This window comes from uncultured Kiloniella sp. (genome assembly GCF_937128705.1).
GTDB lineage: Bacteria > Pseudomonadota > Alphaproteobacteria > Kiloniellales > Kiloniellaceae > Kiloniella.
On sequence record NZ_CAKZMP010000298.1, the window covers coordinates 1 to 11,620 of the forward strand.

The window sequence follows — 11,620 nt, forward strand, 5'->3', positions numbered from 1 at the left end:
GGAAGATGATTTTGGTCTGAACTTTGAGACTGGGAAATACAAGGACTCCGGTCTCGGAGAGGTGTTCCGGGAGGGGCGCTCATTGGCCGAGGGGGCATTCTACATGACGTCTCTTGCGCCTTATGCACCAAGTGCCGGCGCGCAGGCCATGTTCATGTCGACGCCGATCTTTGTTGACGGGCAGCAGGCTGGCGTTCTGGCTGTGCAGTTTCCGCTCGACGGGATCATGCGCATCCTGTCTCAGTCCGAACAGATGGGCCAGACCGGTTTCATTTACCTGGTCGATCAGAACGGCATGTCGTTAACGGAGTCGCCGCATGAAGGCGGTTTTTCTGCCTATGATGTACTGCCGGAGCGTGAACAGATCCGCGCGGCTCTCGCAGGGGAGCATCAGTATTTTGATCCGGCGATCGGGGTTGGCGGGCATGACGTGATTTCTGTCGCTGATAGCGTGACCATACCAAACGGAGAACGGTGGGGACTGGTCTATGAAATTGACCGGTCAGAGGCGATGGCGGTTGTCAATAAGGCGACGACCAACGCGTTGATCGAACTGGCGGTCACCAGTCTTCTGGTGGTGCTGGCGTCCTGGCTCGCAGTGCGCGGCGTTGTCAAACGTCTGGAGCGGCTCGCCGGTCACGTGGAAGAGCTGGCAGATGAAAAGCGTTTTGTTGCGATCAAAGAAAGCTCTGATGACATTCGTCGCACGACTGAAATCATCAATAAGTTCGGTGACCGTTTTGATGTTTTCACAGGTGTTGATAACCTTGGCTACGAAGCTCTCAGTGTTGGTGCAATCGGTTGGGTTGCCGGCCTTGTGGTTGCCTTCCCGAAAGAAACAGTTGCGATCTACCGCTTGATGCAGGCTGGCCGTAATCAGGAAGCGCTTGAAATCTATCGTTGGTTCCGTCCTCTTCTTGACCTTGATGTTTCCACATACCTTGTTCAGAACATCAAGCTCGCAGAACAGATTGAACTCGGCTCTAACGATCGTTGTCGTATGCCACGTATGCCATTGATTGGCGCTCAGCGTGAAAGAGCGGAAAAGATTATCCGCGATGCAATCGCTTGCCGTCCGGAACTTCCGTCTCTCACATAAGTATCTACTCTCAAGGTCCCCCTATCACTTGAGGTAATTTGTTGAGAGTAACTTGGCTGGGCGAGTTCTGCTGTCTCGTCCAGCACCTTTTCACATAAATCAGTATAAAAAAAAGACGCAATCCAGATACAATAACGACATAACAAAAACGACATAACAAAACGCGGATATATAAAATCGCTCCATTTGCCAAGGCTTCGTAAGAAACCCACACGCATAATCAGGTCAGAGACAGGTCATATCATGGATAATTATTTTCCCTCTATTCTCAATGACGCCATCGGCCCTGTTATGCGCGGCGCATCCAGTTCCCACGTTGCCGCAGCCTATAGAATTGGCCGGCTGGGCCGCGATTATATGAATGGCGATTTATCCAAAGTCCTCATTGAATACGACCCTAACGGTTCCCTGGAACCCACCCATGACAGTCAAGGCTCTGATATGGGGCTCTTTACCGGATTGATGGGCTGGGACATTACCGATGACCGCATGGTTGATGCCAGAAAACATCTTGAATCTACAGGTACAGATGTTGAAATCGCCATAACAGACTATGGCGCAACACACCCCAACACCTACAAACTCACGCTGATAAATGATACTGAAAGCTGTTGTATTCTGGCCATTTCAATCGGCGGCGGCATTATTGAAATTATTGCCATTGATGATATCAAACTTTCGCTCTATGGCGATTACCATGAAACCTTTATCTGGACCGAAGATACGACCCTTGATCAACATTTGAACGACTTGCCCTATGTCGATAGTCTTCACACGCACCAAGGACTGCAAGGTCGTGTCCTGCAAATAAAAGGACAAAGAGGCGTTTCAGCACAAGATTTACCCGTCGGAACAGATATAAAAGCCTTAAAAAATCTCAAACCTATTCTACCTGTTGGTAGCTCCACTAAAATGGATCTTCCCTTCACAATCAGTGAAGAGATGATGTCCTACAACAAAGATAAAAATCTCTCACTTTGGGAACTGGCCCTAAAGTATGAAAGTGCCCGGGGCAATATACCTGAAGAAGAAGTATTCGAGAAAATGCGCGACATTGTTCGCATACTCGAAAAATCCATCGCGGACGGTATCAAGGGCACACAATACATGGATCGGATTTATCCCGCACAGGCCCCCGCTTTCAAAGAAAAACAATCAAGTAACAGCTTCCTCAATATGGGTCTGTACAACGATGCAATTCTGGCGGTGACCGCCCTAATGGATGTTAAAAGTTCTATGGGTGTTATTGTTGCCGCACCAACCGCAGGATCTTGCGGCACTCTTCCCGGTACTTGCCTTGGCATCGCCACAGCCCTGAACATGACCGAAGACCAAAAGGTCAAAGCCATGCTATCCGCAGGGCTTATTGGTGTTTTTATTGCCCGTATGGCCACATTCTCTGCCGAAATCGGTGGTTGTCAAGCTGAAACGGGATCAGGTTCTGGCATGGCTGCGGCTGGGTTAGTTACCCTACTCGATGGTTCACTCGATCAATGTATTGCCGCTGCTTCCATGGCCTTGCAAAACACCTTTGGCCTTATCTGTGACCCCGTTGCAAATCGCGTCGAAGCCCCTTGCCTTGGTAAAAATGTAATGATGTCTGGCAACGCTTTATCCGCAGCCAACATGGCGCTGGCAGGATTTGATCATCTTATCCCCCTTGATGAAGTCATCATCGCAATGCACAAGGTCGGACAGTCCCTGCCCTGCGAGCTGCGTTGTACGGGCAAAGGTGGCTTGGCAATGACCCCAACGGCAAAAGCCCTGGAAAAAGACTTGGAAGAAAGATTTGGCAACAAAACTTGAAAAAAGCCCTAGACAAAGGCCCGAGACAAAAAAACGAGAAAGGAATTTAAGAAACCTGTCTCAACAATAATTGAAGCAATTGCTTTCGAGTAAGGCCAGATCAATCTATTCAAACTTACAAACCAATATTTCTTTTGTGCCAATTTTTGTCATCAAAATTTTGGATTTCTATTCGGTAGCCATGGGGGCTTATGAATAAAGAACTATAGACTGAAAATTTCTCTGAATGTCCGGGGTCTTTGATATATTTAACGCCCTTTGAGGTCAGGAACTCATGCCAGCCATCCACATCGCTGGACACAATCGTAATCATAACTCCTACCTGAGAACGCGGTCGATCAGGCAAACAACAGACCCCCAGAAAACTCAAATCAGTCAGCCGGTAGATATGACATGCCCCCTGATCAACGACAAATTCCAGTTCCATCGTTTCGCGAAAGAATTTCGATGCAATGTCAAGATCATCACAATAGGTAAAAACAATAGATTGATTTATCTCTGGACGGGCAGAAGTCTTCTTCATTTTGCTTTACTCGCTTACTTCTCATATTCATTTAAATGTTTGTGAACACTTGCTGAATAGCAAATTTAGCTACAATTAGAACTAACCATAACGTCGACCAGCATCAAATCAAATGCCATATTCCCAAGACATGTGCATACTAAACCCATACGAGCCTATTATCTATGTAGGTCACGCTAAAATCATCAAGCAATCTGGCTTCTGGCTTTAATATCCCAATGACGTCCTCTGAATTCCAGATCGGTACTATCTGCCCCTGAAATGCGGGATAAGGCCCCAAGTATGAACTTAACGTCACCAACGTCATCAACCATTGGCAGATGAATAGCTTCAATCAAAATTGACTGATACTTAGATGACTGAATTTCTTCTTGAGAAACATAAGCCATACGCTTGGTTGCTGCCTCTTCATAGCTGGCAAGAATGATTGCAGCACTATCCCCGAAAGTACTCTCATCAACGTATTTATCTGTAAAATACTGTCCCAGAGAATAATTCAGATAAGTCCCCTGCAACCGCACAAAAGCAGCGAAGGGATTATATTCCAGCTGTACAAGAAAAATATGCGGCAAAAATCCCGACGGTATCCTAACGGGATCAAGCGCAGATTTCAGGGGTAAGCCTTCACAGGTCGGTAAAGATCGCCAATAATCATAAATACCTTTCACAGGGGGCGTCAGTTTAAGGAGATCATTGGGGTTTTCCACGAAGCAACGTCCTGCAATCACTTTTCGTTTCGGGCGATGTGACACTATACTACAATATAGTATTAACTATAAATAAGATTTCTACCCAAAAGTAACATTTTAGAAATAAGCGATTGATATTACGAAATTTAAAGTAAACATAACCCTCACTCCTTTAAGGGTTAACCTCAAGGTCCATTTGGCGTCTACAATAATAAAGTTTAATAACCTAGGTATTATGCGATGTTACTAATCGCCTTGACGTCCCAACGACGCCCTCTAAATTCATGATCATGGTTTGTCACCCCGGAAATCCGAGATAAAGCCCCAAGAAAATAATTAACGTGCCCTTCTTCTTCATCAACCATCGGCAAGTGAATGGCTTCGATGAGCATGGTTTGCCCGGATAATCCATAGACTTCTTCGTGGGATACATAGGCCACACGTTTTTGTGCTGCTTCCTCGTATCCCGCTAAAATAGCTGTGGCGCTATTACCAAAGGTACTTTCATTGATATATTTATCGGTAAAGTATTCCCCAAGAGAATGATTTATATAGGTACCTTGCAAACGGATCAAAGCAGCAAAGGGGTTTGTTTCCAATTGAACAAGAAAGACATGGGGTAGAAGTTTTGTTGGTATATCAACAGGATCAAGAGACGATTTTAACGGTAATCCCTCGTATTTCGGCAAGGAAAGCCAGTACTTGTACACCCCAAGAACCGGAGGAGCCAAATTATCTAGATCAGCGTATTGTTCCACAATGAAATCCCATACCACCTAAGAAAACAGAACCACTTTCTTGATTAATATAGGTAACAATTGGATTTTATAAAAGTTAAAATTCAACTATAGGGTTGCATCACTATTATTAAATAGCATCGCTATTATTAAATAAAGGTCAGGTATCGTACTCCACCCCGACCTTAGATGATATTTTGTAAAATAGCTTTACGAATACCGTCCCTTTGCTGCTCATCTACTGAAAGGTTCTTGTTTTCGCCGCCCGCTAAGCTTTTGTCACTCAATTCATTACCCAGATTTAGGTTTGCCTGCAGTTGGCTGCTATCACCGTTTTCAACATCAGTCTCATTTGCCGGGGTAAAGTTCTCTGCGACTGAATTCTTAACATTTTCATCTATGAGCTTGGCAATTTTCTCTTCGATCTTTTTACGGTCTTCCGGTGACATATTTTTGAGATCTTCTTCGGTCAGCCCAAGAGACCTTAATACCTGGGCGCGCATTCGCTCACCCGGTGTCTGCCCGATGATATCTTTAAAAGCCGCTACTGATTGTTCGTACTGCCCTTCGTCCGGTGCCGCTGGGTTTAGATATTGGCTCACATCGGCATCCGGCACAGCCGATGCAATTTGCTGGGCATAGAAAAGAGTTTGCGACGTCTGTGTTCCGGCAAGGTTAATGGCATCGGTTGTTGTCGCAACCGGGTCATTTTTACCCCCCGCAATGTTCTGCGCGGTAAGATCTTTATAAGATTCAGCTACACTTTCTGCCGCACTCTTATTCGAAGAGTAGGCAGTTTTTGCCAGGTTATAATCTCTGGCGGCTTGCACCTTTGTTAACTTCAATTGCTCTTCGACTTGGCTAACCCTGCGGTTTGCCTCTATCACAGCGTCTGTTCTACTTAGCAGCATTGCTCTTATCCATCAGTATGAATAGAAAATACACACCACGTAACAAGCAATTTGTGTGCCACCAACGAACAACTTCTACTAGAGACTAAGGCACAAAGTCAGTAACACTATGATCCTACGTAAAAATGTAAAATTTCATGCCCTGAACACATTCGGAAACAAGATCAAGCGCAAAGAATTAATGCGGGAAAACACCAACATCGTAACAAAGTAGCCGCTTAAGACGAATTTATCTGAATATTTCACATTTGCCCGAATATCTCACAGGGAATTATGTGATTTTATCCTTGCAACTACGGCTGTAAATCCTACATTGACAGGCATAAACAACAACGAATAACTCTCAATAAATAACTTTGCGGAATTTCATTTCATGAAAAGATCAAAATCCTTAAAACTTGCCCTGATGGGAGCAAGCGTTCTGGCCCTAAGTGCCTGTGAAGAACCCCAGGATGTCGCTATCTTTGAGAACGTCGACCAATGCTCTCAGCAAGATGGTTTTGATCGCTCTGCTTGCGAAGAAAACATGAAACTGGCCCAAGACGAACACCTGAGAGTTTCGCCTAAATATACATCCGTAGAAGATTGCGAAGCCGATTTTGGCTCAACACAGTGTGAAATTGCACCCGTACAGACATCAAGCGGCGGCTCAGTATTTATGCCGTTAATGATGGGCTATATGATGGGCAACATGCTCAGCGGCGGGTCCCGTGTTGCAACACAACCCCTTTATAGATCTGCGGATGACCCGAAAAGCTTCAGAACAGGTGATAACCAAAAAGTTGCCGGGAAAACAGGCATTTCAAAAGTTCCTGCCAATGTTGCAAAAGCCCCCACAACGAAAACCAGTACAGTCAGACGTGGCGGATTTGGTGCCAGTGCCCCCAAGATGTCATCCCCTCGCCGCAGCTTTGGTGGCTAAGGCTTTTCGTGCCCCAGTACCCTCGGCTCTAATATTCTCAGGCATTAGTATTTTTAGGCATTAGTATTTTTAGGCTTTAATATTTTCGGATCTTAAAATTCTTAGGCCCGACTATTCTCGCCTTGCACAAAACGCCCAATAATAAGCACACCCGATACTAGGCACATCACTAGGCACACCCAATTTTAGGGATAGAATAAATGCAACGCATTTCGCTGGAACAGCGCGAAGACTGGAAAACACAAGCGGAAAGTCTTGGTTTTAACTTCCACACAATTGACGATGCACCCTATTGGGATGAGAGCGCCTGCTATCGCTTTAGTCTAGAGCAAATAGAAAACGACATCGAAGATCCAAGCGAAGAGATTGAAAACCTCTGTTTCGAAGTTGTTCAAAGAGCCATCAATTCAGAAGAAATACTGACCAAGCTGGCCATTCCTGAAAACTTTTGGGACTACATACGTGCAAGCTGGTTTAATCAGGAAAAGAACCTCTATGGTCGTCTAGATTTTTCCTATGATGGGAAAGGCCCCGCCAAGCTTTTGGAATATAACGCCGATACGCCAACATCACTTTATGAAAGCTCTGCCTTTCAATGGCTTTGGCTTGAACAGGCAATGGAACTTGATCTGATTCCCAAGGGCTGTGATCAGTACAATTCCATTCATGAACAACTTGTCGAAGCTTTCCAAAATCTTCACCGCAACAAAGACATTGATGGAAAGTTACATCTCGCGTCCTGCCAGGACGCACCTGAAGATGAAGGAACTGTTCGTTACCTTGAGGAATGCGCCGTCCAGGCTGGACTTGAAACCAGCTTCCTTCATATGGAAGAAATCGGCATAGATGAAAACGGCCACTTCACCGACCTTGACGATATGGGCATCCGAACCCTGTTCAAGCTGTATCCATGGGAATGGATTATGACCGATGACTTCGGCAAGGCTGTTCCCAAAAGCGGTGTGACCTTTATCGAACCAGCATGGAAATCAATTCTATCGAACAAAGGCCTGCTTCCGCTATTATGGGAAATGTTCGAAGGTCACCCTAACCTTTTGCCAGCCTTTTTCGCCAACGATCCCCGCGCTGCAGATCTTGATGGTGGCTACGTCAAAAAACCACTATTTTCCCGCGAAGGCAGCAATATAGAAATGGTGCGCGAGGGAGAACAGCCCCTAAAAATAGAAGGCCCATATGGAGAAGAAGGCCACATCGTCCAAGCGTTGCACCCCCTGCCAGTCTTTGAAGGCAATCACACTGTGATCGGGTCCTGGCTTGTCGCGAGTAAACCTTGCGGCATGGGCATACGTGAAGACAATTCCCCCATTACCAAAGATAGCTCCCGCTTCCTCCCCCACGTGATCTACTGAACTCGTGGCCTTTTGAATTTGGCAATTTAACTAATCGACTGGGTCGCTTCTCACCCAAGGCGGCCATAAAAGGTTAATCGCGCGGACTCTGAAAGTGCTATTCCCGGCTCAGAATTATAGGCCAATACCACTAACATACGGGTACGACTACCTTCGACCGGGGCAACCCGATGAATAGCATTTCGACCACGAAACAGAACAAGTGCACCGGCCCCCATCGAAAGCCGGCTAACGGGCGTTTCTCCGTCAAGAACGTTCCCAACACCATCAAAATTCATTTCCCCACGATCGGCATCGCGTAAATTCTCTACATACTCAAAAGCACCACCGGCTTCGGGTTCTTGTATCATAAGGGTTGTCGCAAAAGACGAATTGTCGAAATGCCACCCCAACTCCTGACCTTTCCGGGCATAGTGCAGATTAATCGACGACAGAGGATCAGCGTATTCATACAACGCCTTTTCTTTTAATACAGTACACAGAAACTTTTGAAATTCCGTATCATGATAAAGCGTCTGCAAAGGCGAGTTCGGGGGAATTTGGTCATCTGTAATACACCCCTTAGAGGAAGTAACCAGACGATTTCGAGGGTGATCATTCGCAAAACTCGGGTCTTGAGGGCTCAGGTATACAGTATGTTTTTGCTCGCAAAAATAAGCTTGCCCTTCATTTCGCTCGCCCTCTGATTTTATCTGAGTAACAGCATCAGGTAACAAAAAACCTTCCAGAACCAAGGCTCCATCCTGATCAAGCGTTTCCCTACAGGACTTTACAAAAGCCTGATCCGAAATTGGGTGTTTTTGTAAATCGATTATATTTGCCACACTCATCCTGCGCTCCTTTATTTAGTGTTATTGCATTACCCTATTGCATTTTATGAATAAGAAAAACATTGTATAATCTTACTAAAAAGAAAGAAAAATATGGTTAGATATACAATCAAACAATGTCATTATTTTGCGATCGTCGCAGAACAAGGTGGTATTGCCCAAGCTGCCCGTGTCCTAAATATCTCGCAACCGGCAATCGCCCAGGCAATTGACAAATTAGAAGAAATTACCGGACTTCAATTGTTTGACAGACAACATGCAAAAGGCATGTCACTAACCATCGCCGGGCGGAGTTTCCTTAAAGAAATTCACGGTTTCCTCAAACATGCCGAAGCTCTTAGTCGAAGTACTGAAAACATTGCCTCTAATTTACAAGGCACGATCAGGTTAGGTTGCTTTCAATCAATTGCCCCATTCCACATCGCCCGACTGGTCAGTCGTTATAGCAAACATATGCCCCAAATAAGGATTGATGCCCAAGAGCATTTACAAGAAGAACTTATTTCTGGAATATTGGAAGAAAAAATAGATTTGGCTATCCTCTATAATCTAGATCTAGACCCTTCTGAACTGTCTTGGCACGTTCTTACCAGACCACAACCCTATATTCTATTACCAGAAGATCATCCACTGGCCTGCCAATCATCGTTAAGCTTACAAAATTTAGCAGATGAACCCTACGTACTATTCGACGCCCCTGGTAGTCGCGAATATTTCTTTGCTATTTTTTCAGCACATAAAATCACCCCAAAAGTTGCTTTTAAATCAACATCACTGGAATCTGTCCGCAGTGCTGTCGGACATGGCTTGGGATTTTCCCTTCTTACAATGCGTCCACAAACAAAACAAACCTATGATGGTCACCTTGTCGTTCCGATTAAAATTAAAGAAAGCATCAATCCAACCGAAATTGTGATTGCCCACAAACAAAATATATTACTGCCTAAAATCCTTACAACTTTCATTAAATACTGCCGTAACGACTTCAAAGAAAAAGAGTAATCCTCAAAACGAATACCATAGTATTCACACAGCAAAAACAATTGAATAAACAATATTATTGATTGATTTTATTACATAAAGTATGACCAAGACAATGAAAGCACTCGCAACATTGAAGTTGAACTTATTTACGGAAAATCATGATAAAAATTCAAAACCATATTCCAGTTCTTGCACTCATCTTTTTTGGCATCGCAATTATTGGCAATGCCGCGACATCAAGTGCGAATGAGATTTCGCCGGCTGATTGCCCGGTTCAGGTAGACAGCAAATTTGTAGAAAAAAAATCACGTCAATCCTGCGTAAAACATACGGCAAGTGATAATAAAAGTCACTATTACCTCAGTTCATGGGTATCCAAAGAAGAATCCCTTTTTAGCAGTATTTATTATCAGCCAATCGGCGGCAATCAATACTGGACAAAAAGGCCAAAAATTGAAAAAAAGCATGTAAAGAACTGGACAATTTTTGAGAAGGTTGAATTGAGCGATATTACGGAAATATCTTGTAAAGACCACACTTGCTTTTCTTTTAAAATGCCCGATGACTTTGCAGAATGTTTATGGTTTGATCGAAATCTAAACAAAACTGGCCGTCTATCCGGTCATGGAAATAAAAACGGTGTTCTACGAGGTTTTCTCTGTCGTTCAAAAACAGGCGACCTTTATACGTCAGATGAAGCAATGAAATTTTTGACCTCAATTTCGGCAAAATAGAAATTTCGAAGAGAGAAGATATCGACGCCTTATCTAGCCGAGATCTTCTCTCTCTTTTTTATACTGAATTGGTTTTTCACTTAATTGACTGAACAGCTTCAATTATCTGGTTTAGGAACAATTCTTTCCGCCGGGAAAGTTACAGTGGCAACAGTTCCTTTATCTGGTTCACTTTCCAGTTTGAATTGCCCGTCGTGATTGGCAATCAAGGCTTTGACAATTGATAAGCCCAGCCCCGTACCCTCGTGGTTACGCGTCATACTTTCAGCAACCTGCCCAAAAGCTTCTTGCACACGTTTGATATATTCGGGTGAAATACCAATCCCCGTATCTTCTACCTGCACACGAAATCCTTTTGGATCATATTCCAGACGCACAAACACCTTCCCGCCGGGGTCGGTAAATTTGATGGCATTGGTCAATAGGTTAAGTAGAATTTGTTTGAATTGTCGCCTATCCAACAAGGCATAAAGATCGGTTGTTTTATTCTCTGTAACAATCTTTATTCTGCCAGATTCCGCCCGATCTTTGACGAGAAAAAGAACCGTTTCAATGGTTTTCTCGACAGGAATGATCTCTTCATCCAATTCCAACTCACCAGCTTCGATACGAGAAATATCAAGGATATCATTAATCAGTTCTAACAAAAATTTGCCTGATTTTTGGATATCGCCCACATATTCGATATTTTTATTACTTCCCAACGGGCCAAAAATTCCATGGCTCAAGGTTTCCGAAAAGCCGATGATTGAATTGAGAGGTGTTCGTAATTCGTGGCTCATGTTCGCCAAAAATTCTGATTTGGCACGACTGGCCATTTCAGCACGGTCTTTTTCAAGCATGAGTTCTTCTGTGCGCTCTGCAACACGTGCTTCTAGGGTTTTATTTATATCTCGCAAGGCTTGCGAAGAAGCATCCCGTTGAATACTGACAGCAACCGCGGACCGAAGCGTCAAAAAAACAATCAACAACAATCCAAGGGCGACACTGCCTAAAACAAGTGTCGACAACAGAA

The 11,620-nt window shown here is 44.4% G+C and carries 12 protein-coding genes; 6 read left to right on the top strand and 6 right to left on the bottom strand.

Going from position 1 to position 11,620, the window contains the following annotated elements; genetic code table 11:
• Both Q0241_RS14860 and Q0241_RS14865 read left to right on the top strand, forming a co-directional pair.
• Window positions 1-1,099, top strand: a 1,099-nt coding sequence (locus tag Q0241_RS14860) for a dihydrodipicolinate synthase family protein (RefSeq protein WP_366941190.1), incomplete at its 5' end; no start/stop codon positions are given.
• Window positions 1,100-1,342: 243 nt separating this feature from the next.
• A complete protein-coding gene (locus Q0241_RS14865) occupies window positions 1,343-2,905 on the top strand; it encodes an L-serine ammonia-lyase, iron-sulfur-dependent, subunit alpha (protein WP_299378859.1) in 1,563 nt (520 codons plus the stop codon).
• Between the two features lie 115 nt (window positions 2,906-3,020).
• Here Q0241_RS14865 and Q0241_RS14870 read toward each other — a convergent pair whose 3' ends face one another.
• The 4 genes from Q0241_RS14870 to Q0241_RS14885 form a co-directional block, all read right to left on the bottom strand.
• Window positions 3,021-3,428, bottom strand: coding sequence for a VOC family protein (locus tag Q0241_RS14870; RefSeq protein WP_299378861.1), 408 nt, complete (start codon window positions 3,426-3,428; stop codon window positions 3,021-3,023).
• 185 nt (window positions 3,429-3,613) lie between these two features.
• On the bottom strand, window positions 3,614-4,135 hold the full coding sequence (locus tag Q0241_RS14875; protein WP_299378863.1) for a PAS domain-containing protein: 522 nt from the start codon (window positions 4,133-4,135) through the stop codon (window positions 3,614-3,616).
• A 215-nt stretch (window positions 4,136-4,350) separates the two neighbouring features.
• Window positions 4,351-4,875, bottom strand: a complete 525-nt coding sequence (locus tag Q0241_RS14880) for a PAS domain-containing protein (RefSeq protein ID WP_299378864.1) — start codon at window positions 4,873-4,875, stop codon at window positions 4,351-4,353.
• A 164-nt stretch (window positions 4,876-5,039) separates the two neighbouring features.
• Window positions 5,040-5,765 carry a hypothetical protein gene (locus Q0241_RS14885; protein WP_299378866.1) on the bottom strand — a complete coding sequence of 242 codons (726 nt, stop codon included), beginning with the start codon at window positions 5,763-5,765 and terminating at the stop codon, window positions 5,040-5,042.
• A gap of 373 nt (window positions 5,766-6,138) precedes the next feature.
• On the opposite strand from Q0241_RS14885, the gene Q0241_RS14890 reads away from it, so the two are divergent.
• Entirely contained in the window at window positions 6,139-6,687 is a 549-nt protein-coding gene (locus Q0241_RS14890) for a DUF1190 domain-containing protein (protein ID WP_299378868.1), read from the top strand.
• Between the two features lie 200 nt (window positions 6,688-6,887).
• On the top strand, window positions 6,888-8,057 hold the full coding sequence (locus Q0241_RS14895) for a glutathionylspermidine synthase family protein (RefSeq protein WP_299378870.1): 1,170 nt from the start codon (window positions 6,888-6,890) through the stop codon (window positions 8,055-8,057).
• 50 nt (window positions 8,058-8,107) lie between these two features.
• Here the strand turns inward: Q0241_RS14895 and Q0241_RS14900 are convergent, their stop codons facing one another.
• On the bottom strand, window positions 8,108-8,887 hold the full coding sequence (locus Q0241_RS14900; protein ID WP_299378872.1) for a 2OG-Fe(II) oxygenase: 780 nt from the start codon (window positions 8,885-8,887) through the stop codon (window positions 8,108-8,110).
• A 93-nt stretch (window positions 8,888-8,980) separates the two neighbouring features.
• Between Q0241_RS14900 and Q0241_RS14905 the strand changes: the two genes are divergently transcribed.
• Both Q0241_RS14905 and Q0241_RS14910 read left to right on the top strand, forming a co-directional pair.
• Window positions 8,981-9,889 carry a LysR family transcriptional regulator gene (locus Q0241_RS14905; RefSeq protein ID WP_299378873.1) on the top strand — a complete coding sequence of 303 codons (909 nt, stop codon included), beginning with the start codon at window positions 8,981-8,983 and terminating at the stop codon, window positions 9,887-9,889.
• 140 nt (window positions 9,890-10,029) lie between these two features.
• Entirely contained in the window at window positions 10,030-10,605 is a 576-nt protein-coding gene (locus Q0241_RS14910; protein ID WP_299378875.1) for a hypothetical protein, read from the top strand.
• A gap of 98 nt (window positions 10,606-10,703) precedes the next feature.
• Here Q0241_RS14910 and Q0241_RS14915 read toward each other — a convergent pair.
• A partial coding sequence (locus Q0241_RS14915) for a HAMP domain-containing sensor histidine kinase (RefSeq protein ID WP_299378877.1) occupies window positions 10,704-11,620 on the bottom strand: 917 nt, incomplete at its 5' end.

Coding starts and splice junctions, on each gene's coding strand:
- Q0241_RS14870 (WP_299378861.1), bottom strand. CDS start 3,428: ATGAAGAAGACTTCTGCCCGTCCAGAGATAAATCAATCTATTGTTTTT.
- Q0241_RS14905 (WP_299378873.1), top strand. CDS start 8,981: ATGGTTAGATATACAATCAAACAATGTCATTATTTTGCGATCGTCGCA.
- Q0241_RS14865 (WP_299378859.1), top strand. CDS start 1,343: ATGGATAATTATTTTCCCTCTATTCTCAATGACGCCATCGGCCCTGTT.
- Q0241_RS14910 (WP_299378875.1), top strand. CDS start 10,030: ATGATAAAAATTCAAAACCATATTCCAGTTCTTGCACTCATCTTTTTT.
- Q0241_RS14900 (WP_299378872.1), bottom strand. CDS start 8,887: ATGAGTGTGGCAAATATAATCGATTTACAAAAACACCCAATTTCGGAT.
- Q0241_RS14895 (WP_299378870.1), top strand. CDS start 6,888: ATGCAACGCATTTCGCTGGAACAGCGCGAAGACTGGAAAACACAAGCG.
- Q0241_RS14890 (WP_299378868.1), top strand. CDS start 6,139: ATGAAAAGATCAAAATCCTTAAAACTTGCCCTGATGGGAGCAAGCGTT.
- Q0241_RS14885 (WP_299378866.1), bottom strand. CDS start 5,765: ATGCTGCTAAGTAGAACAGACGCTGTGATAGAGGCAAACCGCAGGGTT.